Annotated in this window: 31 protein-coding genes; 25 read left to right on the top strand and 6 right to left on the bottom strand. The window is 66.8% G+C overall.

Annotation, left to right across the window (positions count from 1 at the left end; genetic code table 11):
• Positions 1–11: 11 nt before the first annotated feature.
• Together hslU and hslV are read right to left on the bottom strand one after the other, a co-directional pair.
• Positions 12–1,325 (bottom strand): ATP-dependent protease ATPase subunit HslU, encoded by a 1,314-nt coding sequence (gene hslU, locus SCD90_RS15725; RefSeq protein ID WP_319845666.1) that lies wholly within the window; start codon positions 1,323–1,325, stop codon positions 12–14.
• 41 nt (positions 1,326–1,366) lie between these two features.
• A complete protein-coding gene (gene hslV, locus SCD90_RS15720; protein ID WP_319845665.1) occupies positions 1,367–1,918 on the bottom strand; it encodes an ATP-dependent protease subunit HslV in 552 nt (183 codons plus the stop codon).
• Positions 1,919–2,109: 191 nt separating this feature from the next.
• Here hslV and hisB point away from each other — a divergent pair, with 191 nt between their 5' ends.
• The 7 genes from hisB to coaA are packed head-to-tail and all read left to right on the top strand — an operon-like array spanning position 2,110 to position 6,639.
• On the top strand, positions 2,110–2,706 hold the full coding sequence (gene hisB / locus SCD90_RS15715; RefSeq protein WP_319845664.1) for an imidazoleglycerol-phosphate dehydratase HisB: 597 nt from the start codon (positions 2,110–2,112) through the stop codon (positions 2,704–2,706).
• A gap of 6 nt (positions 2,707–2,712) precedes the next feature.
• A complete protein-coding gene (locus SCD90_RS15710; RefSeq protein WP_319845663.1) occupies positions 2,713–3,204 on the top strand; it encodes a DUF2628 domain-containing protein in 492 nt (163 codons plus the stop codon).
• Positions 3,201–3,836 carry an imidazole glycerol phosphate synthase subunit HisH gene (gene hisH / locus SCD90_RS15705; RefSeq protein ID WP_319845662.1) on the top strand — a complete coding sequence of 212 codons (636 nt, stop codon included), beginning with the start codon at positions 3,201–3,203 and terminating at the stop codon, positions 3,834–3,836. The genes SCD90_RS15710 and hisH overlap by 4 nt, the downstream gene beginning before the upstream one ends.
• A complete protein-coding gene (hisA, locus tag SCD90_RS15700; protein ID WP_319845661.1) occupies positions 3,824–4,564 on the top strand; it encodes a 1-(5-phosphoribosyl)-5-[(5-phosphoribosylamino)methylideneamino]imidazole-4-carboxamide isomerase in 741 nt (246 codons plus the stop codon). Before hisH ends, hisA begins: the two co-directional genes overlap by 13 nt.
• A complete protein-coding gene (hisF, locus tag SCD90_RS15695) occupies positions 4,561–5,361 on the top strand; it encodes an imidazole glycerol phosphate synthase subunit HisF (protein ID WP_319845660.1) in 801 nt (266 codons plus the stop codon). Before hisA ends, hisF begins: the two co-directional genes overlap by 4 nt.
• Positions 5,358–5,678, top strand: coding sequence for a phosphoribosyl-ATP diphosphatase (locus tag SCD90_RS15690; RefSeq protein ID WP_319845659.1), 321 nt, complete (start codon positions 5,358–5,360; stop codon positions 5,676–5,678). The genes hisF and SCD90_RS15690 overlap by 4 nt, the downstream gene beginning before the upstream one ends.
• Before the next feature lie 10 nt (positions 5,679–5,688).
• Positions 5,689–6,639, top strand: a complete 951-nt coding sequence (gene coaA / locus SCD90_RS15685; protein WP_319845658.1) for a type I pantothenate kinase — start codon at positions 5,689–5,691, stop codon at positions 6,637–6,639.
• A gap of 14 nt (positions 6,640–6,653) precedes the next feature.
• Here the strand turns inward: coaA and SCD90_RS15680 are convergent, their stop codons facing one another.
• From SCD90_RS15680 to SCD90_RS15670, 3 genes are all read right to left on the bottom strand, one after another.
• Positions 6,654–6,935: a DUF551 domain-containing protein gene (locus tag SCD90_RS15680; protein ID WP_319845657.1), complete on the bottom strand. Its 282-nt coding sequence runs from the start codon at positions 6,933–6,935 to the stop codon at positions 6,654–6,656.
• Between the two features lie 186 nt (positions 6,936–7,121).
• On the bottom strand, positions 7,122–7,445 hold the full coding sequence (locus tag SCD90_RS15675) for a YnfA family protein (protein WP_319845656.1): 324 nt from the start codon (positions 7,443–7,445) through the stop codon (positions 7,122–7,124).
• A complete protein-coding gene (locus SCD90_RS15670; RefSeq protein WP_319845655.1) occupies positions 7,442–8,446 on the bottom strand; it encodes an adenosine kinase in 1,005 nt (334 codons plus the stop codon). The genes SCD90_RS15675 and SCD90_RS15670 overlap by 4 nt, the downstream gene beginning before the upstream one ends.
• 125 nt (positions 8,447–8,571) lie before the next feature.
• Here SCD90_RS15670 and trpS point away from each other — a divergent pair, with 125 nt between their 5' ends.
• The 14 genes from trpS to trmB all read left to right on the top strand — a co-directional run bounded on the left by trpS (position 8,572) and on the right by trmB (position 20,995).
• Positions 8,572–9,621 carry a tryptophan--tRNA ligase gene (gene trpS, locus SCD90_RS15665; protein ID WP_319845654.1) on the top strand — a complete coding sequence of 350 codons (1,050 nt, stop codon included), beginning with the start codon at positions 8,572–8,574 and terminating at the stop codon, positions 9,619–9,621.
• A gap of 152 nt (positions 9,622–9,773) precedes the next feature.
• The gene (locus SCD90_RS15660; RefSeq protein WP_319845653.1) at positions 9,774–10,340 is read left to right on the top strand and encodes a NifU family protein; all 567 of its coding nucleotides are present in this window, start codon (positions 9,774–9,776) and stop codon (positions 10,338–10,340) included.
• 65 nt (positions 10,341–10,405) lie between these two features.
• Positions 10,406–11,080 carry a tRNA (adenosine(37)-N6)-threonylcarbamoyltransferase complex dimerization subunit type 1 TsaB gene (tsaB, locus tag SCD90_RS15655; protein ID WP_319845652.1) on the top strand — a complete coding sequence of 225 codons (675 nt, stop codon included), beginning with the start codon at positions 10,406–10,408 and terminating at the stop codon, positions 11,078–11,080.
• A gap of 2 nt (positions 11,081–11,082) precedes the next feature.
• Positions 11,083–11,571, top strand: a complete 489-nt coding sequence (locus tag SCD90_RS15650; protein WP_319845651.1) for a GNAT family N-acetyltransferase — start codon at positions 11,083–11,085, stop codon at positions 11,569–11,571.
• Positions 11,572–11,668: 97 nt separating this feature from the next.
• Positions 11,669–12,049 (top strand): Fur family transcriptional regulator, encoded by a 381-nt coding sequence (locus SCD90_RS15645; protein ID WP_319845728.1) that lies wholly within the window; start codon positions 11,669–11,671, stop codon positions 12,047–12,049.
• 7 nt (positions 12,050–12,056) lie between these two features.
• Positions 12,057–12,845, top strand: a complete 789-nt coding sequence (olsA, locus tag SCD90_RS15640; RefSeq protein WP_319845650.1) for a lyso-ornithine lipid O-acyltransferase — start codon at positions 12,057–12,059, stop codon at positions 12,843–12,845.
• A gap of 101 nt (positions 12,846–12,946) precedes the next feature.
• On the top strand, positions 12,947–14,332 hold the full coding sequence (gene miaB / locus SCD90_RS15635) for a tRNA (N6-isopentenyl adenosine(37)-C2)-methylthiotransferase MiaB (protein ID WP_319845649.1): 1,386 nt from the start codon (positions 12,947–12,949) through the stop codon (positions 14,330–14,332).
• Positions 14,333–14,334: 2 nt separating this feature from the next.
• Positions 14,335–15,360 carry a PhoH family protein gene (locus tag SCD90_RS15630; RefSeq protein WP_319845727.1) on the top strand — a complete coding sequence of 342 codons (1,026 nt, stop codon included), beginning with the start codon at positions 14,335–14,337 and terminating at the stop codon, positions 15,358–15,360.
• A complete protein-coding gene (ybeY, locus tag SCD90_RS15625) occupies positions 15,357–15,857 on the top strand; it encodes an rRNA maturation RNase YbeY (RefSeq protein ID WP_319845648.1) in 501 nt (166 codons plus the stop codon). Before SCD90_RS15630 ends, ybeY begins: the two co-directional genes overlap by 4 nt.
• Before the next feature lie 19 nt (positions 15,858–15,876).
• The gene (locus SCD90_RS15620) at positions 15,877–16,881 is read left to right on the top strand and encodes a hemolysin family protein (protein WP_319845647.1); all 1,005 of its coding nucleotides are present in this window, start codon (positions 15,877–15,879) and stop codon (positions 16,879–16,881) included.
• A 2-nt stretch (positions 16,882–16,883) separates the two neighbouring features.
• Positions 16,884–18,467, top strand: coding sequence for an apolipoprotein N-acyltransferase (lnt, locus tag SCD90_RS15615; protein WP_319845646.1), 1,584 nt, complete (start codon positions 16,884–16,886; stop codon positions 18,465–18,467).
• Between the two features lie 142 nt (positions 18,468–18,609).
• Positions 18,610–19,023, top strand: coding sequence for a helix-turn-helix domain-containing protein (locus SCD90_RS15610; protein ID WP_319845645.1), 414 nt, complete (start codon positions 18,610–18,612; stop codon positions 19,021–19,023).
• Between the two features lie 78 nt (positions 19,024–19,101).
• Positions 19,102–20,280, top strand: a complete 1,179-nt coding sequence (gene metK, locus SCD90_RS15605) for a methionine adenosyltransferase (protein WP_319845644.1) — start codon at positions 19,102–19,104, stop codon at positions 20,278–20,280.
• A 13-nt stretch (positions 20,281–20,293) separates the two neighbouring features.
• Complete coding sequence (trmB, locus tag SCD90_RS15600; RefSeq protein WP_319845643.1) at positions 20,294–20,995, top strand: tRNA (guanosine(46)-N7)-methyltransferase TrmB; 702 nt, start codon at positions 20,294–20,296, stop codon at positions 20,993–20,995.
• Between the two features lie 559 nt (positions 20,996–21,554).
• Here trmB and SCD90_RS15595 read toward each other — a convergent pair.
• On the bottom strand, positions 21,555–22,229 hold the full coding sequence (locus SCD90_RS15595; RefSeq protein ID WP_319845642.1) for a superoxide dismutase: 675 nt from the start codon (positions 22,227–22,229) through the stop codon (positions 21,555–21,557).
• Positions 22,230–22,401: 172 nt separating this feature from the next.
• Between SCD90_RS15595 and rimP the strand changes: the two genes are divergently transcribed.
• The 4 genes from rimP to SCD90_RS15575 form a co-directional block, all read left to right on the top strand.
• On the top strand, positions 22,402–23,061 hold the full coding sequence (gene rimP / locus SCD90_RS15590) for a ribosome maturation factor RimP (protein WP_319845641.1): 660 nt from the start codon (positions 22,402–22,404) through the stop codon (positions 23,059–23,061).
• Positions 23,062–23,065: 4 nt separating this feature from the next.
• On the top strand, positions 23,066–24,661 hold the full coding sequence (gene nusA / locus SCD90_RS15585) for a transcription termination factor NusA (RefSeq protein ID WP_319845640.1): 1,596 nt from the start codon (positions 23,066–23,068) through the stop codon (positions 24,659–24,661).
• Positions 24,658–25,353, top strand: a complete 696-nt coding sequence (locus SCD90_RS15580; RefSeq protein WP_319845726.1) for an RNA-binding protein — start codon at positions 24,658–24,660, stop codon at positions 25,351–25,353. The genes nusA and SCD90_RS15580 overlap by 4 nt, the downstream gene beginning before the upstream one ends.
• Positions 25,350–25,564, top strand: a 215-nt coding sequence (locus SCD90_RS15575; protein WP_319845639.1) for a translation initiation factor IF-2 associated domain-containing protein, incomplete at its 3' end; no start/stop codon positions are given. The genes SCD90_RS15580 and SCD90_RS15575, both read left to right, overlap by 4 nt.

Below are 25,564 nucleotides of genomic sequence, written 5' to 3'. Positions count from 1 at the left end.
CCGTGTACCGCCTAAAGTACGAAGCGGGACAGATCCGCGTTCTTCGCAAGATCCCCGATGCGCGAGCGGACATAGCCGTCATCGATGACAACTGTCTCCCCGCTGCGATCCGTGGCGGTGAAGGAGATTTCGTCCAGCACCCGCTCCAGCACGGTGGAGAGACGCCGCGCGCCGATATTCTCCACGCTGCCGTTCACCTCCGCCGCCACGTCGGCGATGGCGTCGATGCCGTCATCGGTAAAGTCTACCGTCACGCCTTCGGTGCGCATCAGCGCCACCGTCTGGCGGATCAAGCTTGCCTCCGTCTCCGTCAGGATGCGCCGGAAGTCCGAACGCGTCAGCGGCTCCAGCTCCACCCGGATCGGCAACCGCCCCTGAAGCTCCGGCAGCAGGTCGGAGGGCTTCGAGACGTGGAACGCGCCAGAGGCGATGAAGAGGATGTGGTCGGTCTTCACCGCGCCGTGCTTGGTGGCGACGGTGGTCCCTTCGATCAGCGGCAGGAGATCGCGCTGCACGCCCTCCCGCGAGACATCGCCGCCCTGCCGGCCCTCGCGCACCGCGATCTTGTCGATCTCGTCCAGGAACACGATGCCGTTCTGCTCGACGGCACGGATCGCCTCCTGCACCACCTGCTCGTTGTCGAGCAGCTTGTCGGATTCCTCGTTCAGCAGGAGACCATGGCTCTCGCGCACCGTCACCCGCCGCGTGCGCTTCTGGCCGGCGCCAAGCTTGCCGAAGATGTCGCCGAGCGACATCACGCCGATCTGCCCGCCCGGCGGCATTCCGGGGATGTCGAAGCTGGGCATGCCGCCTCCCGGAGCGGAGGTGGTCTCGATCTCGATCTCCTTGTCGTCCAGCTCGCCGCTGCGAAGCTTGCGGCGGAAGCTCTCGCGCGTCGCCGCGCCTGAACCCGGACCGACAAGGGCATCGAGCACGCGCTCCTCGGCGGCCTGCTCCGCCCTCGCCTGCACGTCCTTGCGCCGTGTCTCGCGGGTCAGCGTGATGCCGACCTCCACGAGGTCGCGCACGATCTGCTCCACGTCGCGGCCGACATAGCCGACTTCGGTGAACTTCGTGGCTTCGACCTTGAGGAACGGCGCATTGGCCAGCTTGGCCAGGCGGCGTGAGATCTCCGTCTTGCCGACACCGGTGGGGCCGATCATCAGGATGTTCTTGGGCAGCACCTCCTCGCGCAGCCCTTCTTCGAGCTGTTGCCGGCGCCAGCGGTTGCGCAGCGCAATGGCGACGGCACGCTTGGCCTTGTTCTGGCCGACGATGAAGCGGTCGAGTTCGGAAACGATCTCACGGGGAGAGAAGTCGGTCATGTCTATGGATCTCGTCGTGTGCCGGAAGCGATCGGGCCGGATCAGGCCTCGTTCAGCACTTCCAGGGTCAACTGGTCGTTCGTGTAGACGCAGATCTCGGCCGCGATGCGCATCGAGCGGCGGACGATCTCCTCGGCGCTCAGATCGAGTTCGGCCAGCGCGCGCGCCGCTGACAGGGCGTAGTTGCCGCCAGAGCCGATCGCGGCAACGCCCCGCTCCGGCTCCAGCACATCGCCCGTCCCGGTCAGCACGAGGCTGGTCGAGCTGTCTGCCACCAGCATCATGGCCTCGAGCCGCCTGAGATACCGGTCGGTACGCCAATCCTTCGCAAGCTCGACCGAGGCGCGGAGCAATTGGCCGGGATATTGCTCCAGCTTGGCTTCAAGGCGCTCGAATAGGGTGAAGGCATCCGCCGTCGCGCCTGCGAAACCGCCGATCACCGTGCCGCCCGCCAGCCGGCGAACCTTCCGGGCGGTGTGCTTCATCACCGTCTGGCCCATGGACACCTGCCCGTCGCCGCCGATGGCGACGACGCCGCCTTTGCGGACATGCAGGATGGTTGTGCCGTGCCACGGCGCGTGCGGTTCTGACATGTAAATCCTCGGACGATCAGGCGTCCTACTTAAGTGCGCGTCGCGGCCCCGCAAAGACCGTGCAGTCCAGAACCATTGGCGCGTGGGGACGTGTCCTGCTAAAGACGCGCCCAAACCAGCATGACAACCCGGTGACCGGGCGTTCATGCTTGTGGTCTATGCTGCACCGCAGCGAACGCAGGACCCTTTTCATGACCCGCCGCGCCACCATCGTCCGCAAGACGAGCGAGACCAGCGTGAACCTAACCGTCGATCTGGACGGCACGGGCACCGGACGCATCGCGACCGGCGTTGGCTTCCTCGACCACATGCTGGACCTGCTGGCCCGCCATTCCGGCATGGACCTCACGGTCGAGGCCACGGGCGACACCCACATAGACTTCCACCACACCACGGAAGATATCGGCATCGCGCTCGGCCAGGCCGTGCGGCAGGCGCTGGGCGACATGCGCGGCATCAACCGCTACGCCGACATCTGCATGCCCATGGACGAGACGCTGACGCGCGTGGCGCTCGACATCTCCGGCCGGCCGTTCCTCGTCTGGCGCACCGAGTTCCCGGCGGCCAAGGTGGGCGAGTTCGACACCGAACTGGTGCGCGAGTTCTTCCAGGGCTTCGCCATCAACGCGGCGGTGACGCTGCATGTCGAGACGCTGTACGGCGCCAACGCGCACCACATCGCGGAATCCTGCTTCAAGGGTCTCGCACGTGTGCTGCGCACTGCGCTGGCGGTGGATCCGCGCGCGGCGAACCAGATCCCCTCCACCAAGGGCAGCCTGGGCGGCTGAGGCGGCATGCGCATCTGGACTGTTCACGAGCCCGCCTCCGCCACCACCGCTATCGAGCGGGCGGAAAAGCTCGTCTTGATAAAGGACGGCTTCTCCTGGCTGGCCTTCTTCTTCTCGCCGCTGTGGATGCTGTACCACCGGCTGTGGCTCGGCACGCTGCTCTACGTCCTGATCTCGGCGGCCACCATTGCGGCAGGCTTGCTCCTGCCGCTCGGCAGCGGGTCCGAGTTCCTGCTGGGCTTCGTCCCCATGCTCTATGCCGGCTTCGAGGGAAATGACCTGCGCCGCCGCAAGCTGGAGCGCCGCGGCTACACCCAGATCGGCGCCGTCGCGGCCAGGTCCGGCATGGAAGCGGAGGTTGCGTACTTCGCGAGCGCGCCGGAAGTGGCGTCCGAGACCCGCCCGGCAGTGCCCGCGCTGCTGAAGCCGCTGGTTCAGCGGCCGGTGCCGGACCATGGCGTGCTCGGCCTGTTCCCTATGCCGGAGGTGCGCCGGTGAGCGTGGTCCTTGTCGATTACGGCGCCGGTAATCTGCGCTCTGCTGCCAAGGCGTTCGAGGTTGCGGGGGCGCGCGATCTGGTCGTCTCCTCCGACCCGGAGACCGTCGCGGCCGCAGACCGCCTGATCCTGCCGGGCGATGGTGCATTCCCGGACTGCCGGCGCGGTCTCGCGGCTGTGGACGGACTGACCGAAGCGCTGGAGGAGGCCGTGCGGCAGCGCGGTGTTCCGTTCTTCGGCATCTGCATCGGCATGCAGCTTCTCGCCACGCGCGGCGACGAGCATGAAGGTGCCGACGGCCTTGACTGGATCCCCGGCGAGGTCGTGCGCGTCCAGCCCTCCGATGCCGCGCTGAAGGTGCCGCATATGGGCTGGAACACGCTGGAGCAGGACAAGACGCATCCCTTGCTCAAGGATGTTCCGCTCGGCCCGTCCGGCCTGCACGCCTTCTTCCTGCATGCCTTCCACTTCGTGCCGGCCGACCGGGGCGACGTGCTGGCCCATGCGGAATATGGCGGCGCCGTCACCGCCATGGTGGCGCGCGACAACATCGCCGGCACGCAGTTCCATCCCGAGAAAAGCCAGACGCTCGGACTTACCATTCTCTCCAACTTCCTGAGGTGGAAGCCGTGATCCTTTATCCCGCGATCGACCTCAAGGAAGGCCAGGTGGTCCGCCTGCGCCAGGGCGACATGGATCAGGCGACCGTCTACGGCGTCGATCCTGCCGGCACCGCGCTTGGTTTCGAGGAAGCTGGCTTCCAGTGGCTCCACGTTGTCGATCTCGACGGCGCGTTTGCCGGCGCCAGCGTCAACCTCAACGCCGTGGAAGCGGTGCTCGACTGCGTCTCCATTCCCGTCCAACTCGGCGGCGGCATCCGTGACATGGAAGCCGTGGATGCCTGGCTGCAGCGCGGCGTCTCGCGCCTGATCCTCGGCACGGCGGCGGTGCGCAATCCTGACTTCGTCAAGGAAGCCGCCCGCAACCACCCCGGCAAGATCGCAGTGGGTGTCGATGCCCGCGACGGCCGTGTGGCGGTCGAGGGCTGGGCCGAGCTGTCGGAATTGACCTCGCTCGACCTCGCAAAGCGCTTCGAGGATGCCGGCGTCGCGGCCATCATCTACACCGACATCTCCCGCGACGGCCTCCTGAAGGGCCTCGATTTCGACGGCACCCGCGCCCTCGCCGAAGCGCTCTCGATCCCGGTCATCGCGTCTGGCGGGCTGGCCTCCATCGACGATGTGAAGCGCCTGCTGCAGCCGGAAAACAGTGCCATCGCCGGCGCCATCACCGGCCGCGCGCTCTATGACGGGCGGCTTGATCCTGAAGAGGCGATTGCGTTGATCCGGGGCTCGGCATGAGCCTGAAGGTCCGCGTCATTCCCTGCCTCGACGTCAAGGACGGCCGGGTCGTGAAGGGCGTGCGCTTCATCGACCTGGTGGATGCGGGCGATCCCGTGGAAGCCGCCAAGGCCTATGACGCCGCCGGTGCCGACGAGCTCTGCTTCCTCGACATCACCGCCAGCCACGAGGAACGGGCAATTCTGCTCGATGTGGTGGCCCGCACGGCCGAGAACTGCTTCATGCCGGTCACCGTCGGCGGTGGCGTGCGCACGGTGGACGATGTGCGCAACCTGATGCTGGCCGGCGCCGACAAGGTGTCCATCAACTCGGCGGCGGTCATTGATCGCGCGATCGTCGGCCGTGCCGCCGACAAGTTCGGTGCGCAGGCCATCGTCGTGGCGGTGGACGCCAAGAAGGTGTCCGCACCGGGCGAGGCAGACCGCTGGGAGATCTTCACCCATGGCGGTCGTCGGCCCACCGGCATCAACGTGCTGGACTATGCGCGTGAGGTTGCGGCGCTCGGCGCGGGCGAAATCCTGCTGACCAGCATGGACGGCGACGGCACCAAAGAGGGCTACGATCTCGGCCTGACGCGCGCGGTGGCCGATGCAGTGCCCATCCCGGTGGTTGCATCGGGCGGCGTCGGCACGCTCGACCACTTCGTGGAAGGCGTGCGCGAGGGCGGCGCCAGCGCGGTGCTGGCCGCCAGCGTGTTCCACTTCGGCACCTTCACCATCGGCGAGGCCAAGACCCACATGGCCGCGGCGGGACTGCCGGTGCGGCTCGACCCGTCCTGGCGAAAGGCGGTGGCATGACGGATTTCTCCCTGACCAGTCTTGAAGCCCTCATCGCGGAACGCGCAGGTGCCGAGGCTTCGGCGTCGTACACCCGTCAATTGCTTGAAGCGGGCGTGGAGCGCTGCGGCAAGAAGTTCGGCGAGGAAGCTTTCGAGGCAGTGCTTGCGGCCGCTCTGGACGACCGCGACGGGCTGACGAAGGAAGCCGCCGACGTGCTGTACCACCTGCTTGTCCTGCTGCGGCTGAAGGGCGTGGCGGTGGATGAGGTGATGGCCGAGCTGGAATCGCGCACCCGGCAGTCCGGTCTTGCCGAAAAAGCATCGCGGCGTGGCTAGGGGCAGGCGGATGGATATGCGTTCCCCGGGCGCCAAGTCGCCCTACCGCATCTTCTCGCGCGGCGAATGGGCCAAGCTTCGCGCCGACACGCCCATGACGCTCTCGGAAGCCGAAGTGGAGCAACTGCGCTCCGTCGACGATCCGGTGGATCTCAGGGAGGTCGAGCAGATCTACCTGCCGATCTCGCGCCTTCTGGCCCTCTATGTCGAGGCGACGCAGGGGCTCTATAACGCCACGCGCGCCTTCCTGAACACCAACGGCGCCAAGGTGCCCTACATCATCGGCATCGGCGGCTCGGTCGCGGTGGGAAAATCGACCACGGCGCGCCTGCTGCAGGCGCTGCTCGCGCGCTGGCCCAATACGCCAAAGGTCGATCTGGTGACGACCGACGGCTTCCTTTTGCCCAATGCGGTGCTGGAGGAAGAGGGCCTGATGCAGCGCAAGGGCTTTCCGGAGAGCTATGATCTTCCAGCGCTTCTCGGCTTCATGTCCGACATCAAGGCCGGCAAGAGGCGGGTGTCGGCACCCGTCTATTCGCATCTGACCTATGATGTGGTGCCGGGCGGCGAGGTCGTGGTCGACCGGCCCGATATCCTGATCCTCGAAGGCCTCAACGTCCTGCAGGCGGGCACCGCCCGTTCGGGCAAGGCCATGCCGTTCGTGTCCGACTTCTTCGATTTCTCGGTCTATATCGACGCCGAGGAAGCGCTTATCCACGACTGGTACGTGCACCGCTTCCTGCACTTGCGGGAAACGGCGTTCCGCGATCCGCAGTCCTACTTCCAGCGCTATGCGGCGCTGCCCGCCAGCGATGCCTTGCAACTGGCCGAAGGCCTGTGGGACCGCATCAACCTGCCGAACCTGCGCGACAACATCCTGCCGACACGCGGGCGGGCGAGCCTTGTCCTGCGCAAGGCCGCGGATCACCGCGTGGAGGAAGTGGCGCTCCGCAAGCTCTAGCGCGGCATTGCCCGTCAGGGGCGCGGCGGCAGGGGCATCCAGTGCGAGAGATTGGCCTGCTCCAGCAGGTCGCCATACTGGTACCAGCCGTTCCAGCCTTCCGAACCTTCAAGGTAGACGGCGATGGTCACCTGGTCGTTCGTCACGTCCCAGGCCAGCACATGGGTGCCGTCCTGCGGCGCGGTGTCGATGTCGCGCCATCCCGAGAGCACCGGCTCCGTCTCGCCGTGGAGCATGGAGTGCTCGCGGCGGCGAGCCGCCGATCCATTGATCCAGTCCCGATTGGCTGCGCCCAAGATCCTGCTCCTCACGCTGTCGGAGGCATAGCCCGCGCTTCGTGAAGATTGCCTTAGGTTGGGTACGTGCATTTTCAGGATCGAGCGTTTCGCGCCCCTCGACGGGGGAGATCTTTCCGCTGAGCCGCTTACCCCTTCAGCACGCAGGACGCGCGGCATGGGTGTCCGATCCCATGTTCGGCATGGTCAGCCGCGCGGGGCCAGCAGAACCAGCGCCGCACCAGCCATGCACAATGTGGCGCCCGAGACATCCCACACATCCGGGCGCTGGCCTTCCACGGCCCACATCCAGCCCAGCGAGGCCGCGATGTAGACGCCGCCATAGGCAGCATAGGCGCGGCCTGCGAAGGGCGTGTCGATGAAGGTCAGCAGCAGGGCGAAGCCGGCAAGGCCCAATGCGCCCGGCACCAGCCACAGCGCGGACTTGTCCAGCCGCAGCCAGGCCCAGACGGCGAAGCAGCCGGCGATCTCGATGAGCGCAGCCGCGGTGTAGAGCGCCAGCGCCTTCATGCGGTGGCGAACAGGCCTTCCTGCACCGCGAGATCGGCCAAGCTGCGCTGCGGGCGCGGTCCCATATGCGTCAGCGTTTCGGAGGCCGACAGCGCGCCGAGGCGGGCAGCGTCGAGGGACGACAGGCCACGGGCGAGGCCGGCCAGCACGCCGGCGGCGAAGAGGTCGCCCGCGCCGGTGGCGTCCACCACGCGTTCCACCGGGAAGGCGGGAACGGCCAAAGTCTCTTCGCGGGTGACCACAAGCGCACCCTTCTCGCTGCGGGTGACCACCGCAAAGCGCGCATCCTCACGAAGCGCTGAAACGGCGCTGTCGAAATCCGCGGTCTCGTAGAGCGACTTAAGCTCGCCCTCATTGGCGAAGAGGAGATCCACGGTGCCGGAGCGCACGAGCTCCAGGAATTCGGCGCGGTAGCGGTCGACGCAGAACTGGTCGGACAGCGACAACGCGACCTGCCGCCCAGCGGCATGGGCGATCTCGGCGGCGCGGCGGAAGGCCTCCTTCGCGGCCGGCGGATCCCAGAGATACCCCTCAAGGTAAACGGTGGCGCTGGCGCGGACGACATCCTCATCGACATCCTCCGGGCCAAGATGCTGGCTGGCGCCTAGGAAGGTGTTCATCGTGCGCTCGCCATCCGGGGTGACGAGGATGGTGCAGCTGGCGGTGGCGGGGCCTTCCGTGGCGAGCGCGGTGGGGTAGTGGACGCCGACGGCGCGGATGTCATGCGCGAAGCTGTGGCCCAGCGCGTCATCGCGCACCTTGCCGATGAAGGCTGCGCGTGCGCCGAGAGAGGCCACGCCGGCGCAGGTGTTGGCGGCGCTGCCGCCCGAGGCGAGGATGGTGGGGCCAATGCGCTCGTAGAGCTGCGCGGCGCGTGCCTCGTCGATCAAGGCCATGCCGCCTTTGTTCAGGCCTTCGCTGACGACCAGGTCATCCTCGACGCGGGCCAGGATGTCGATGATGGCGTTGCCGAGGCCGAGGACGTCGTAGGTGGCGGACATGGTGCGCGAGTCTCCGAGGGGTCCGGAGGCTTTAGCGGTGCGGGGCTGGGCTGCCAAGGGCGGCAGCCTTGCGCAACACCCCGGCCATTGCGATAACCCGCGCCTCTTTGCGGGACCTTTTCCTCATGTCCACTTTCCAGCCGCGCGTGTTCTCGGGCGTCCAGCCCACCGGCAATCTGCATCTCGGCAATTATCTGGGCGCGATCATCAAGTTCGTCGCCCTGCAGCACGAGCACGAGTGCCTGTTCTGCGTCGTGGACAGCCACGCCATCACGCAGGACCGCAGCGTGTGGGGCGGGCCGGCCGAACTGCGCCGCCAGATCCGGGAAGTGGCCGCCGCCTTCATCGCCTGCGGCGTCGATCCCGAGAAGAACATCATCTTCAACCAGAGCCAGGTACCCCAGCACGCCGAGCTTGCCTGGATCTTCAACTGCGTCGCCCGCATCGGCTGGCTCAACCGCATGACGCAGTTCAAGGAGAAGGCCGGCAAGGACCGCGAGAACGCGTCCGTCGGCCTCTACGACTACCCCGTGCTGATGGCCGCCGACATCCTTGTCTACAAGGGTACGCATGTGCCGGTGGGCGAAGACCAGAAGCAGCATCTGGAACTGGCCCGCGACATCGCCCAGAAGTTCAACAACGACTTCGCGGAGAGCATCGCGGAGAACGGCTTCGGCGACGCCTATTTCCCGCAGCCGGAACCCCTGATCACCGGCCCGGCCACGCGGGTGATGAGCCTGCGCGACGGCATGAAGAAGATGTCGAAGTCCGACCCGTCGGACGCCTCCCGCATCAACCTGACGGACAATGCCGACACCATCGCCTCCAAGGTGCGCAAGGCGAAGACCGATCCCGAGCCGCTGCCCTCCGAGGTCGAGGGGCTGAAAGGCCGGGCGGAAGCCGAGAACCTGATCGGCATCTATTCGGCGCTGTCGGGCGAGGCGCCGGCCGAGGTGCTGTCGCGGTTCGGCGGCGGGCAATTCTCGCAGTTCAAGGGAGCGCTCGTCGATCTCGCGGCGGCCAAGCTGGGCCCCATCGGCAGCGAGATGAGCCGCCTGATGGACGATCCCTCGGCCATCGACGCCATCCTCAATGCCGGCGCCGAAAAGGCAGAGGCCATCGCGGCGGCGAACATGCGCGAGGTCCGGCAGATCATGGGGTTCGTGGTCCGGTAGGAGCGACGGAGTACCGCGCGCATCCGCAGCCACCTCAGGATGAGGCTAAGACGATGTGGGGCCTCGCCCACTTTGCATTCGCCCCGTCCATCCCCCATATCTTCCCGCACCACAGCCCCGTGCCTTGAACCCGGCGGCGAGCGGAGACCGACATGTTCATCCAGACCGAAGCCACACCGAACCCCGCAACCCTGAAGTTCCTGCCCGGCCGTGACGTGCTGCCCGGCGGCACGCTCGAGATCACGCAGGCCAGCGACGCGCCCTGCTCGCCGCTCGCGGAGCGCCTGTTCGGCGTCACCGGCGTGCGCGGCGTGTTCTTCGGGTCCGACTTCGTGACGGTGACGAAGGCCGAGGGGGAGGACTGGCAGCACCTGAAGCCGGCGATCCTCGGCGCCATCATGGAGCACTACCTGCGTGGTGGACCGCTCCTCGCCGAAGGCGTGCAGGCTGTCGGCGACACCGAGGTCGGCGAGTTCTACGAGCCGGAGGACGAGGTCACGGTCTCCACGATCAAGGAACTGATCGAGAGCCGCGTGCGCCCGGCCGTCGCTCAGGATGGCGGCGACATCACCTTCAAGGGCTTCCGCGAGGGCGTGGTGTTCCTGACCATGAAGGGCTCGTGCGCCGGGTGCCCCAGCTCGACCGCCACGCTCAAGCAGGGCATCGAGAACCTGCTGAAGCATTTCGTGCCGGAAGTGCAGGAAGTCCGCCCCGTCTGATCGGGACATCTTCCGCAGCGGCCGGATCGGGCGCTAATGTGATCGCCTGATCCGGGGTCCCTGCCGTGCGCGTTCTTTCCATCGACACTTCGCTCGCCGTCTGCTCTGTGGCGCTTCTCGACGCGGCCGAGGACGATGTCGTGAACTGCGACAGCATGGACATGGAGCGCGGCCACGCCGAGGCGCTGGTGCCGATGATTGCGCGTGTCGCCGGCGGACGCGAAGGGCTGCGGACGGTGGAGCGTATCGCCGTGACCACCGGCCCCGGCAGCTTCACCGGCATACGCGTCGGCCTCTCCGCCGCGCGCGGGCTTGCTTTGGCGACGGGCCTGCCGCTGATCGGCATCACCACGCTTGCGGTGCTGGCCGCTCCGGCGCTGTCGGAGGGTGACGGGCATGTGGTCGGCGCGGCCATCGATGCGCGCCACGGCCGCGTCTTCTTCCAGATCTTCTCGCCTAATGGTCGCGGTCTCGTTCCCGCGCGCCTGATGTCCGCCAAGGATGCCGCTCGCGTGGCTGGCGATGCGCCGATGCGCCTCGTCGGCAATGGTGCGCCCATCGTGGCCGGAGCCTCCGGAGACGTGGTGCACGATGTCGACGCCACCGCTCTAGCGCCCGACGCGGTCTGGCTCGCCCGCCTCGGTGCGGCCTCAGCAATCCCTGACCGTGCGCCTCGCCCCGTCTATCTGCGGGCTGCGGATGCCAAGCCGCAGACCGGCGGCCGCGTCGCGCGCGCCTAACCATGGGCCTGCTCGACCGCCTCTGGCCGGTGGAATGGCGCGTCGACCGCGCAGCACCGCGCCACGCCGGCCGCATCGCGGATATTCACGCGGAGGGCTTTGCCCGTGGATGGAGCGAGGCGGAGATCGAGGACCTTCTCGGCGACGGCGCCGTGGTGGCCGACATCCTTCGCTCCGAGGCCGGGAGCCCGGTGCTGGACGGCTTTGCCATCTCCCGAATTGCGGGGGACGAGGCGGAAATCCTGACCATTGCCGTGGCCGCCCGGCAGCGCGGGCGCGGCGGCAGCGTTCCCCTTCTTGCCCGCCACCTGTCCCGGGTCGGCGCGGCCGGAGCGCGCCGCGTGGTGCTGGAGGTGGACGAGGGGAATGCGCCGGCTCTTCGGCTCTATCGCCGGTTCGGATTCGAGCAGGTCGGCACCCGCAAGGCCTATTACGAGCGGCGCGACGGCACGAGGGGCACGGCGCTCGTTCTCGCACGCTCTCTTGGCTGACTGCGGCGCAGGCGGTAAGGCTTCGGCACACGCGTTCGGGAGTGCCCGGTTGGAACAGTCTACCTCCTCCATTGAAGAGCAATGCGCCACCAAGGGCATGCGCATGACGGAGCAGCGCCGCGTCATCGCGCGCGTGCTGGAGGCGGCTACCGATCATCCCGACGTCGAGGAGCTGTACCGCCGTTCGGTGAAGGTGGACCCGCGCATCTCGATCTCAACGGTCTACCGCACGGTCAAGCTGTTCGAGGATGCCGGCATCGTGGCGCGGCACGACTTCCGCGACGGCCGCTCCCGGTACGAGCCTGTCTCCGACGAGCACCACGACCACCTCATCAATCTTAGGACGGGCAAGGTGGTGGAGTTCCGCGACGAGGAGATCGAGCGCCTGCAAGCCGAGATCGCGCGCCGGCTGGGCTTCCGGCTGGTCGACCACCGCATGGAGCTCTATGCGGTGCCCCTGAAGGACGACGAGCGCTGATCGCATCATGTCGCGCGCCGGAGCCTTTCTTCGCCTCGGCGCCTTCGGGGCACTGACCGCCGCGGGCATTCCCGTGCAATGGCTGCTGCTGAAGACGGGCCTGCCCGGCAGCCGCAGCGTTCCCCTGGTCTACCACCGCGCTTTGTGCCGAGTTCTGAGGGTTCGCCGCACCGTCTCCGGAGCGCCGGCGACGCAACGGCCCCTGCTGCTGACGGCTAACCACGTCTCGTGGCTCGATATCGTGGTGCTCTCGGCGGTTCTTCCGGTGTCCTTCGTGGCCAAGAGCGAGGTCGGCGGATGGCCGGTGTTCGGCCTGCTGGCGCGCCTGCAACGCACCATCTTCGTGGACCGGACAAGGCGCAGCGCCACCCGCGAAACCACGGCAGAGATGGCCGAAAGGCTGAGCAGCGGCGATGCCATCGTGCTGTTCGCCGAAGGCACATCAAGCGACCACAACCGCATCCTTCCGTTTCGCAGCGCCTTGCTTGGCGCCGCCCGTGAGGCAGTAACCGCCGGCGGGGAGGGCTGTGTCTGGGTGCAGCCCGTGTCGATCACTTACACCGGCTGGAACGGCGTCGGCATGGGCCGGTTCTGGCGGCCCCGCGTCGCCTGGTATGGCGACATGACGCTTCCGCCGCATCTTTGGGATCTGACGAAGCGGGGGCGGCTGGCCGTTACCGTCTCGTTCGGGGCCCCCATCACCGTCGATCAACGCTCCGACCGAAAGGCCGTCGCACGGCAACTGGAGACGGAGGTTCGCTCCATGACCCGCACTGCCCGAAACGGAACGGCCTGAGAGGCCCTATTCTCTTGCTGCCGAAAAACCGGTAAACAGGACCATCAGTTCTCAAAGGCGTGCAGGCGTCTTCGGGCCGCGCCGGAGCACCACAAGCAGGAATGACGCAGAACCACCGGAAGCTTTTCGTCCGCTCCTTCGGCTGTCAGATGAACGTCTATGACGCACAGCGCATGGCCGATGCGCTGGCGCCCGAGGGCTACGTCGAGACGGACCGCGCCGAAGACGCCGATCTTGTCGTTCTCAACACCTGCCACATCCGCGAAAAGGCGGCGGACCGGGTCTATTCCGAGCTGGGCCGCCTGCGCGAGATGAAGGCGGAGCGGGCGCAGGACGGCCGCGAAACCATGATCGCGGTAGCCGGTTGCGTGGCGCAGGCCGAAGGCACGGAGATCCTGCGGCGGGCGCCGGGCGTGGATCTCGTCGTCGGCCCGCAAAGCTATCATCGCCTGCCCGATCTGATCGCCCGTGCCCGCACGGGGCGCGTGGTCGACACGGAATTTCCGGTCGAGGACAAGTTCGCGCATCTTCCGGCGGCGAGCCCGGAGAAGACGCGGGCCCGTGGCCCAAGTGCCTTTCTGACGGTGCAGGAGGGCTGCGACAAGTTCTGCACCTTCTGCGTCGTGCCCTATACGCGTGGCGCAGAGGTGTCCCGCAAGGTGATGCATCTCGTGGGCGAGGCGGAGCGGCTGGCCGCGTCCGGCGTGCGCGAACTGTCGCTGCTCGGCCAGAACGTCAACGCCTTCCATGGCGAGGGGCCCGACGGCACGGTATGGGGCCTTGCCCGGCTGCTGCGCCGGCTGGCCATGATCCCGGGCGTGGAGCGGCTGCGCTACACCACAAGCCATCCGCGCGACATGGACGAGGACCTCATCGCCGCCCATGGCGACCTCCCCGAGCTGATGCCGTACCTGCATTTACCTGTGCAGTCCGGCTCCGACCGTATTCTCTCCGACATGAACCGGCAGCACACTGCGGACAGCTACCTCCGGCTGATCGAGCGCATCCGCGCGGCGCAGCCTGACCTGGCCTTGTCGAGCGACTTCATCGTGGGCTTCCCGGGCGAGACGGACAGGGACTTCGAGGACACGCTGGACCTGATCCGCGCGGTCGGCTTCGCGTCCACCTTCTCGTTCAAATATTCGCCGCGCCCCGGCACGCCGGCTGCCGACATGGACGGGCAGGTGCCCGAACCGGTGAAGGTGGAGCGTCTCGCCGCCCTGCAGGCCCTGCTGGAAGAGCAGCGCCAGGCGTTCAACCGCTCCTGCATCGGGCGCGAGATGGATGTGCTGTTCGACCGCGCCGGCCGCCATCCCGGCCAGGTTGCGGGCCGTTCGCCCTATCTCCAGCCGGTGCAGATGATGGCGGACAATGTGGCCATCGGCGATATCGTCCGCGTCCGCATCCTCTCGAACGGCACCAACAGCCTGTTCGGTGAGCCCGCTTATCCGACGCTCGTTGACCGACCCGTGGAGGCTGTAGCTTGACCATGCCCGCAGTGCCGGCCGCTCTTCCCGCAGAGGAAGGCAAGAGCGAGATCGTTCTTAGCTTCGACGACAACCGCCTCGCACGCGGCGTCTTCGGCAGCCACGACCAGAACCTTTCGTTCATCGAACGGCGCCTTGGCGTTGAACTAACGCCGCGCGGCAACCATCTGGCTGTGCGCGGGCCGGTATCGGCGATCGAGCAGGCGCGTCGGGTCATCGACAGCCTCGCTTCCCGCACCAAGCGCGGAGAGCATGTGAGCCTGGGCGATGTTGAAGGCGTGATAAGGATGACGGCCTCGCAGGGAACGCTGTTCCCGGGCGAGGACGGCGCGCAGCCGCTGTTGGCGCAGCTTTCCACCCGGAAGAAGACGGTGACCGCGCGCACGCCTGCGCAGGACTCCTATATCCGCGCGCTCGGCCGCAACGAGCTTGTGTTCGGCGTCGGCCCCGCCGGCACCGGCAAGACCTATCTGGCCGTGGCCCATGCCGTGGTCCTGCTGGAGCGTGGCGAGGTTGACCGCATCGTGCTGTCGCGTCCGGCGGTGGAGGCCGGCGAGCGGCTGGGCTTCCTGCCCGGCGACATGCGCGAGAAGGTCGATCCCTATCTGCGGCCGCTCTACGACGCGTTGTACGACATGATGCCGCCCGAACGCGTCGAACGCGGACTGCAGTCCGGCGTCATCGAAGTAGCGCCGCTGGCCTTCATGCGTGGACGCACGCTTGCGAACTCCGTCATCATCCTGGACGAGGCTCAGAACTCGACCTCCATGCAGATGAAGATGTTTCTGACGCGCCTCGGCGAGCATTCGCGCATGATCGTGTGCGGAGACGTGACGCAGATCGACCTGCCGACCGGCCAGATGTCCGGCTTGCAGGAGGCGGTGAAGCTTCTGGACGGCGTCGAGAGCGTGCATGTGACCCGCTTCGGCGAGGCTGACGTGGTGCGGCATGCGCTGGTCGGCCGCATCGTGCGCGCCTATGAGGCCGCGCCGCAGCCGACCCCGCAGCAAAGCTATCAGCGACGATGAGCCCCGACGGTCCGCAACCGGTTGTCGAGGTGCAGGCCGAGAGCGCGCTCTGGGAGGCGTTGCCCGGCGTGGAGGCCGCAGCAGAGGCGGCTGTGTTCGCGGCCCTCAAGGCGGCGAACCTGACCTGCCGCCCGGATGCGGAACTCTCCGTAATGCTGGCCGACGATGCCCGCGTGCGCGAACTGAACCGCGATTGGCGCGGCAAGGACAACGCAACCAATGTCCTGTCCTTCCCCGGTGCGGAGGACGAGGATGTCGAGGACGCGGTTCTCCTGGGCGACGTGGTGCTTGCCTACGAGACGGTGGCCCGGGAGGCCGAGGCCGAGGACAAGAGCCTCCGCGACCACTTCACCCATCTTGTCGTCCACGGAACACTCCACCTTTTCGGCTTCGACCACCTGACGGCGGAAGAGGCGGAGGAGATGGAAAGCATCGAGCGCCAGGCACTTGCGGGCCTTGGCATTGCAGACCCCTACAGCGAGACGTCGCCGGCCTAAGCAGCCCGACGCGGAGACCATGACATCCACCGACGACAGTAGATCCGGAGAGCATCCGGCCACAGCGGAGCAGCACCAGCCGGCCTGGAGCCGCCTTGTGCGGCGGCTTCTGAGGATGAAGCCTGCCACCTCGCTCCGCGACGAGATCGAGGATGCCCTGTCATCGACGAACGATGACGATCTCCCGATCGATTTCTCGCCCGTCGAGAGGGCCATGCTGAAGAACATCCTCGGCCTGCGCGAACAGCGGGTCGACGATGTGAAGGTGCCGCGGCCGGACATCGTTGCCGTGCCGGTCGAACTGAGCCTGGCTGAACTGTTGATGCGCTTCGAGGATGCCGAGCATTCGCGGCTCCCGGCTTACGGCGACTCCATGGACGACCTGAAGGGCATGGTCCACATCAAGGACCTGCTGCGCTACATCACGACCCGCGCGCGCTCGGAGGAGGGTGTCGACTTCGGCAAGGCCGACCTGTCGATCCCGCTGGCCGAGGCCAACCTGCTGCGTGAGGTGCTTTACGTTCCGCCTAGCATGGCGGCGACGGCGCTGCTGGCCCGCATGCAGGCAACGCGCACGCATATGGCGCTGATCATCGATGAGTATGGCGGCACGGACGGCCTCGTCACCATCGAGGACCTGATCGAGATCGTGGTCGGCGAGATCGAGGACGAGCACGACGAAATCGAAGGTCCGATGATCCAGAAGGCCCGCGACGGGTCGCTCATCGCAAACGCGCGCACGCCGATCGAGGATCTCATCGAGCGGATGGGCCCGGATCTCGATCTTGGTGACCTGGCCGAGGAGGTCGATACGATCGGCGGTCTGATCGTTACCGTGGCCGGGCGGGTGCCCACGCGTGGCGAGACCATTCCCGGTCCGGCCGGCCTGGAGTTCCAGGTGCTCGAGGCCGATCCGCGCCGGGTGAAGCGCGTGCGCATCCGCATTGCCCCAGCGCAGAGCATGATCGAGGACTTCCGTCCGGTGATCCTGCTCGGTCCTCCCGACGAGAAGGCGCAAGGTTAGTCTTGGATCTGGCGCTTCCGGTCCATCGCATCATCCTGCTGGAGGGTGCGCGCCGCATGCTGGTGGCGTCATTGGCAGGCGCCGCCGCGGCGCTGGCGATGGCTCCTTTCAACCTGTTCCCGGTGCTGGCGATCAGCTTTCCGGTCCTGATTTGGCTGCTCGATGGCGCAGGACCGGGCCGCGCCGGCGCCAAAGCCGCTGCGTGGATCGGCTTCTCCTTCGGCTTTGGATACTTCCTCGCCGGCCTTTGGTGGATCGGTTCCGCTTTTCTTGTCGACGGCGATGCCTATGCCTGGATGCTGCCCTTTGCCGTGGTGGGCCTGCCACTGCTGCTGGCGGCTTTCTCCGCGCTCGGATGTTTTCTTGCGTGGACGATGTGGAGAGATGGTCCGGGCAGGCTGTTCGCACTTGCGCTCGGTCTCGGCGGAGCCGAATGGCTGCGCGGCCGCGTGCTCACCGGCTTTCCCTGGAACGATTTCGGATATGCGCTGGCCGATCACAGCGTGCTGGGGCAGGCGGCTTCCGTCGTCGGCGTGGAGGGGCTGACCCCCATAGCTTTGCTGGTGTTCTCGGCGCCTGCCTTGCTGGCAGATCCTCCGGAGCGGGCGCGCTGGCGCTGGCTGTTCGCCGCCGCAGCCGTGCTCGCGCTGCTTGCGCTGTTCGGCGCGTGGCGGCTGTCCACGCCACTGCCGCAAGCGCCCGGAACGACGCTGCGCATCATGCAGCCGAATGTGCCGCAGGACGCCAAGTTCCGCCCGTCGGCCGGGCCGGAGATCATGGCTCGCTACCTGGCGCTGTCGGAGGGCAGGCTCGGGAACGCCCGGACGGGCCTGGAGGGAATCGATCTCCTGATATGGCCCGAATCGGCATTCCCGTTCCTGATCGGCCGCACGCCGGAGGCGCTCGCCCAGATCGGCGGCCTGTTGCCCAAGGGCACGGTTCTGCTGACCGGCGCCGCGCGCCGCGAGGATATCGAGGATGGTGACGGCCGGCGCTTCTTCAACTCGCTGCATGCCATGGCTGACGATGGCTCGATCATCGCCACCTACGACAAGGTCCATCTCGTTCCGTTCGGCGAATACCTGCCGTTCCAGTCTGCGCTGGAGGCGATGGGTATCCGCCAGCTGACGCGTCTTCCCGGCGGCTTCAGTGCCGGGGATGAGCCTCGCACCATCAGCATTCCCGTACGCGGCGCGCCGAAGATTGCCCCCCTGATCTGCTACGAGGCGATCTTCCCCACGGGGATGATCGACAGCGCCAGCAGGCCCAGCGTCCTTATCAATGTGACTAATGACGCCTGGTTCGGCGATACGCCTGGACCGCGCCAGCATCTTGCCCAATCCCGTGCCCGCGCGGTCGAGCAGGGTCTTCCTCTCCTGCGCTCCGCAAATACGGGAATATCTGCAATCATCGACCCTTACGGGCGGGTGCTGGCAAGCGTTCCGCTTGGTACTGCCGGGGTTCTGGACGGCGCAGTACCCGCTTCTTTGCCCCCAACACTCTACTCCCGGTACGGCATTTTGGCCGTTCTGCTCGTATACATTGCTACTATTGTAGGGCTGCTCATCACCCGCAGGCGGGTTTGACTTTGCCGAATAGGGAAACCATTGTGCGTCGCCCGGATGAAGTGGGCATGCGCGGGCAAAGATGCGGCACATCGGCACCTGCGTCGATGTATCAGCGAGGTGGGGCCGGGTGGCCGCACACGGGCTGCGGAGGAGTAACCGGATGACCACGAAGGCACCGAACCCGATCGACAAGCATGTCGGGAGCAGGGTTCGCATGCGTCGTCTCCTGGTGGGAATGTCCCAGGAGAAGCTCGGGACCGCACTCGGGATCACGTTCCAGCAGATCCAGAAATACGAGAAGGGCACGAATCGCATCGGCGCCAGCCGCCTGCAGCAGATCGCCGGCATTCTCGGCGTGCCAGTCTCGTATTTCTTCGAAGATGCGGCGGGCGACGCGATCGACGACGGCTTCTCGGAGCGCAAGGGCACGGACTACGTCGCGGATTTCCTGTCCACCTCGGATGGGCTGCAACTCACCAAGGCCTTCATGAAGGTCTCGGACCCGAAGGTGCGCCGCCGCATCGTGGAACTCGTCAACGCGCTCGCCGAAGACGAACCCAAGCAGCCGGAATAGCCCGCATCTCTTGACCGGAGGGGGTGCGGCTGCCAGAACGCCGCACGACCCGCGCCGTCCCTTCCCGGAGCATCCATCTTGGCTCGCACCAGCTATCTCTTCACGAGCGAATCCGTGTCCGAAGGTCATCCGGACAAGATTTGCGACCGGATCTCCGACACCGTTCTCGACGCCTATCTCGAAGTCTATCCCGAGACCCGTCTCGGCTGCGAAACCTTCGCCACCACCAATCGCGTCGTCATCGGCGGCGAGGTGCGCGGGCCGGACAGCGTCACCACCGAGCATCTGGTCGAACTGACCCGCGCGGCGATCAAGGACATCGGCTACGAGCAGGATGGCTTCCACTGGGAGCGGGCTCAGATCGACGTGCTGCTGCACGCGCAGTCGGTCGACATCGCGCAGGGCGTCGACGCCGCCGGCAACAAGGATGAAGGCGCCGGCGACCAGGGCATCATGTTCGGATTCGCCTGCACCGAGACGCCGGAGCTGATGCCGGCGCCGCTGCATTACGCGCACCTGATCCTTCGCCGCCTGTCCGAAGCACGGCATGCCCGGCAGGGCGATGCCGCCAAGCTCGGTCCGGACGCCAAGAGCCAGGTCACGGTGCGCTACGAGAACGGCCGCCCGGTGGGCGCCGCCTCCATCGTGCTTTCCACCCAGCATCTCGACGAGAGCCTGAGCTCCGGCGACGTGCGCGCCATCGTCGAGCCCTATATTCGCGGCGCCCTGCCGGATGGCTGGATCAGCGACGCCACCGAATGGCACGTCAATCCGACGGGCAAGTTCGTCATCGGCGGCCCGGACGGCGATGCCGGCCTGACGGGCCGCAAGATCATCGTGGACACCTATGGCGGCGCGGCTCCGCATGGAGGCGGCGCGTTCTCCGGCAAGGATCCCACCAAGGTGGATCGCTCGGCGGCCTATGCCGCGCGCTATCTCGCCAAGAACGTGGTGGCTGCCGGCCTCGCCGACCGCGCCACGATCCAGCTGGCCTATGCCATCGGCGTGTCGAAGCCGCTGTCCATCTACGCCGACCTCCACGGAACGGGGCAGGTGGACGAGGCGGCGCTGGAGCGCGTGCTGGGCGAGATCATGGACCTGTCGCCGCGCGGCATCCGCCAGCACCTGCAGCTCAACAAGCCGATCTACGCGCGCACCGCAGCCTACGGCCATTTCGGCCGCGAGCCGGATGCCGATGGCGGCTTCTCCTGGGAGAAGACGGACATCGCGGACGCGCTGAAGTCCGCACTGGCCTGAGGTCAGCGCGCCGGTGACACAGCCGCCGGACAGTGCGCACCTCAGGGGCGCACTTCATGGACGCCGCAAGGGCAAGCCTCTGCGGGCGGGGCAGAGCGAGCGGGTGGCGACATTGCTGCCACGCCTGCGGCTGGACCTGTCCGAGCCGGCGCCGGTCGATCTCCGCGCGTTGTTTCCAGCGCCGGTCAGGGCTGTGCGCCTGGAAATCGGCTTTGGCGGCGGTGAGCACCTGATGGCCGAGGCCGAGGCCAATCCGGGCATCGGCTTCATCGGCGTGGAGCCGTTCCTCAACGGTATGGCCAAGGCGCTGGCGGGGATCGAGGAGCGCGGCCTCGACAATATCCGCCTGTTCGACAACGACGCCGCGTTTCTTCTGGACTGGCTTCCCGCCGCATCGCTGGTGCGGACCGATCTGCTCTATCCCGACCCCTGGCCCAAGATCCGGCACTGGAAGCGCCGCTTCGTCTCGGATGCCAATGTCGCGCGCATTGCCCGGGCGCTCGTGCCCGGTGGGGAATTCCGCTTCGCGAGCGACATCGACACATATGTGACGTGGACGCTGGACCATCTGCGCCGCAGCGCGGACTTCAGCTGGACGGCAGAACGTGCCGATGACTGGCGAAGGCCTTGGGCCGGCTGGCCGGGCACACGTTACGAGGCCAAGGCGCTGCGCGAAGGCCGCCCCCCGGCTTATCTGGTCTTCCGCCGCCACTGACGGACGACACGGCCGCCGATGAGCCTCCAGCCGGACGACCGGAGGCTCCTGCGGTGCGATCCTACATCGCCGTCATGACAGCAGCGCCCGCCGTGATAGCGGAGCTGGCCAGAAGGATCCACGCAAGGGTCTGGCTCTCGAACATGATCGTACCTCCCGAAGTCTCTTGGTTGACGGACATCGCTGCCCTGCGCATCAGATTAGACGGCAACGTCGGAAGAACAAGTAGTAGAGATGCGGGAGGTGGGCGGAAAGTACTGTTGCCGGGGCCAGAGATATAGTTGCCGTTGTTGTTCGTCAGTAGCGATACGATGCTGCCTACAGTATATCCACAGACGAGAAATCGCGATTGCCGCGGAGGTCGGAGGTCGGAGGTCGGAGGTCGGAGGTCGGAGGTCGGAGGTCGGCGGCGCGGCCTAGCGGCCGATGATCGGCTGAGGTTCCTGGCAATGTCTCGGGCGTGCGGTCTGGCTGCCACGCAGGGGCCTGCCTTCAGCGAGGCACGGGAAGACGCCCTCCAGCCAGGCCAGAGGGCGTCCAATCGATCAGTGCACAGCCGTCACGCCATGCGTTCGGCAACGACATCCCAGTTGACGATGTTGTCGAGAACAGCCTTCACGTGCTCGGTACGGCGGTTCTCGTAGTCGATGTAATAGGCATGTTCCCACACATCCACGCCCAGCAGCGTCTTCTTGCCGCCAGCGAACGGGCTGTCGCCTCCAGGCGTTCCACTGAGCACCAGCTTGCCGCCGTCTTCGGATAGCCAGGCCCAGCCGGAGCCGAACACCCCGCCGGCTGCCGCCACCATCTTCGTCTTGAACTCGTCCACGCTGCCGAAGTCGCGCTCGATGGCCTCCTTCAGCGCGCCAGCCGGAGCCTTCGCGCCGCCCGGCTTGAACTGCTCCCAGTAGAAGATGTGGTTCCAGGCCTGTCCCGCATTGTTGAAGATCTTCCTGTCAGCCTCGGATGAGCGGCTGGCCTTGACCACCTCTTCCAGCGTCATGTCGGCGTAGCGTGTGCCCGGCACCAATTCGTTCAGCGTCTTGAAGTAAGAGGCGTGATGCTTGCCGTAGTGCAGGTTGACCGTGCGGCCGGAGATCGTGGGTGCGAGGGCATCCTCGGCGTAAGGAAGCGGCGGCTGCTTGAAGGGGGCGGCAGCGCGGGCGCTGCGTATGCCGATCGGCAAGGCGGCGCCGCAGGCAAGGCCGGCGATGAGGTGGCGTCGGGTCAGCATGGGCAGGTCTCCTCCGGATCGGGACGCACGGAGAACGGGGCGTGCCGCCGGCTGTTCCTTCACGTTCTTGCGCGGAACGCCTCTTCTGCTATATGAAAGGCCATCTTCTTCTCATGATCGGCTTTCATGAGGGTGGGTCCCCCGGGACCCGCTCCTTTTCGCATTGGGTTAAATGTCGCCAGAAAACAGCGCCACAGACATCGCCGACGGCTCGGACCACCGCCTCATCCGGGAAACCGGAGTGGCCGCGCGCGTCGCCGCGCTGGTGGAGCCGACGCTGCACGATCTTGGCTTTCGGCTGGTGCGGGCCAAGGTGACGGCGCAGAACGGCTGCACCGTGCAGATCATGGCCGAGCGGCCGGACGGCACGATGACCGTCGAGGATTGCGAGGTGGCCAGCAAGGCCGTGTCTCCCGTGCTCGACGTCGATGATCCTATCGGCCGCCCCTATCATCTCGAACTGTCGTCGCCCGGCATCGACCGGCCGCTGGCGCGTCTCGAGGATTTCAGCCGCTGGGCGGGCCATGTCGCCAAGGTCGAGATGCAGGAGCCCATCTACAATCGCAAGCGCTTCCGTGGCGTTCTGCTGGGTCTCGAAGAGGGCAATGCCCGGCTGCAGCGCGACGACGCGCGTGCCGACGAGGACCAGGTCGTCCTTCTGCCGGTGGATGGCATGGCGGAAGCACGGCTCGTCCTGACGGACGCCCTGATCGACGAGGCGCTGAGGCGCGGAAAATTTGCAGAGGGCGCGAAGGCCGCGCCCGAGGATGACGTGGAATCCGGCGAGGAACCGGCCGAACCCCGGCCCGACCGCCACAAGGGACGGAGATAGGGACATGGCCGTCAGCGCCAATCGTCTGGAGCTTTTGCAGATCGCCGATGCGGTCGCGCGCGAAAAGGTCATCGACCGGCAGATCGTTCTGGCCGCGATGGAGGACGCCATCGCCAAGGCCGGCCGCGCCCGTTATGGCGCCGAGACCGAGGTTCGGGCCGAGATCCATCCCAAGACCGGCGAGATCCGCCTGTCGCGCCTCCTTCTCGTGATGGACGAGGTGCAGAACACCTCGACCGACATCTCGGTCGAGGATGCGCGCCGCCGCAACCCCGCCGCCCAGGTGGGAGACTACATCTCCGAGACCTTGCCCCCGTTCGACTTCGGCCGCATTGCCGCGCAGTCCGCCAAGCAGGTCATCGTGCAGAAGGTGCGTGAGGCCGAGCGCGAGCGCCAGTATCTCGAATACAAGGATCGCATCGGCGACATCGTGAACGGCCTCGTGAAGCGGGTCGAATACGGCAATGTCATCACCGATCTCGGACGCGGCGAGGCCATCGTGCGCCGCGATGAACTCCTGCCGCGCGAAGTGTTCCGGCCGGGCGATCGCATCCGCGCTTATGTCTATGACGTGCGCAGCGAGCCGCGTGGCCCGCAGATCTTCCTCAGCCGCACCCATCCGCAGTTCATGGCCAAGCTGTTCAGCCAGGAAGTGCCGGAGATCTATGACGGCATCATCGAGGTGAAGGCCGTCGCCCGTGATCCCGGCTCCCGCGCCAAGATCGGCGTGATCTCGCGTGACAGTTCGATCGATCCCGTGGGCGCCTGCGTCGGCATGCGCGGCTCCCGCGTGCAGGCCGTGGTGAACGAGCTTGGCGGCGAGAAGATCGACATCATCCCGTGGTCGCCCGACGAGGCGACCTTCATCGTCAACGCGCTTCAGCCCGCGGAAGTGGTCAAGGTCGTGCTCGACGAGGACTCGGGCAAGATCGAGGTGGTGGTGCCGGACGACCAGCTGTCGCTGGCCATCGGCCGCCGCGGCCAGAACGTGCGGCTGGCCTCCCAGCTGACCGGCTGGGACATCGACATCATGACGGAAGCCGAGGAATCGGAGCGCCGCCAGAAGGAATTCAACGAGCGCACGCAGATCTTCATGGAGGCGCTCGATCTCGACGAGGTCGTGGGCCAGTTGCTGGCTGCGGAAGGCTTCTCCTCCATCGAGGAACTGGCCTATGTGGACCAGAACGAGATCGCGGGCATCGAGGGCTTCGACGCCGACACGGCCGAGGAGATCCAGAGCCGTGCCCGCGAGCATCTGGCCCGCATCGAGGCCGAGCATGATGCAAAGCGCGTCGAGCTTGGCGTCGCCGACGACCTGCGCGAAGTTCAGGGCGTGACATCGGCCATGCTGGTGGCCTTCGGCGAGAGCGACATCAAGAGCGTCGAGGATCTGGCGGGCTGCGCCACCGACGATCTCACCGGCTGGACCGAGCGCGAGGGAGGCGAGACCAAGCGCTTCCCGGGCGCGCTGGAAGGTTTTGAGGTCTCCCGTGAGGAGGCCGAGGCCATGATCATGGACGCACGCCTCAAGGCGGGCTGGATCGACGAGGCACAGGAGGCCGAGGTCGAGGCCGACGACACCGCGGAGGCTGAAGCCTGAGCGCTGAAGCCGACGAGGACGGCGGCGGCGACAGCCGCGACGATCGCCGGGCCACCAGCCGGATGTGCGCGGTGACACGCGTGGTGCGGCCGGTGGACGAGCTGATCCGCTTCGTGGCGGCGCCGGACGGTACCGTGGTGCCCGACCTCAAGCGCAAGCTGCCGGGCCGGGGCATCTGGGTTACCGCCGACGCCAAGACAGTGGCGGAGGCGGTGCGGCGCAAGGCGTTTTCACGGGGGCTCAAGGCCCAGGTGGTTGCAGGAGGGGATCTCGGACCCCACGTTGAGCATCTGCTGCAAAAAGCTGCCCTCGACATGCTGTCGATGGCCAACAAGGCCGGGCGCGTGATTACGGGCTTCGCCAAGGTGGAGTCGAGTGTTGCGCGCGGCGATGTCGTGGCCCTGCTGCACGCGTCCGATGCCGGTGCAGACGGCAAGCGCAAGCTGGCACAGGTGGCTTACCGGGTAACCGGCGGCGCCGGGCTGCCGGCAGATGATAGTTTCACGAGCGCGCAAATGGATTTGGCGCTCGGGCGTCAGAATGTGGTACATGCGGCGCTGCTCGCGGGCCCCGTGAGCGACGCCCTTCTCGCGCGGATCAGCGATCTTGCGCGCTACAGGACTGGGACCGGATCGCCGGACCCGGTGAAGGCCGATACAACGGGGCAACCCGCAGAAACGGAAGATAAATGACGGATACGAAGAACCCGGGCGACAAGACTTTGGGCGTGGCCTCTGGAAAGACGCTTACGCTGAAGCGCCCGGTCGAGCAGGGAATGGTGCGCCAGAGCTTCAGCCACGGCCGGTCGAAGACCGTCGTCGTGGAAAAGGTGAAGCGGCGCGTGCTTGGGCCTGGCGCGGAAGCCGCGCAGCCCGCGGCTCCGGCCGCTGCACCGCCGCCGCC

Source organism: Terrihabitans rhizophilus (assembly GCF_033898525.1).
In the GTDB taxonomy this organism is placed as follows: domain Bacteria; phylum Pseudomonadota; class Alphaproteobacteria; order Rhizobiales; family Methylopilaceae; genus Flaviflagellibacter; species Flaviflagellibacter rhizophilus.
Note: the sequence above shows the minus strand (reverse complement) of the source record. Positions and strands in the feature narration are given on the sequence as shown.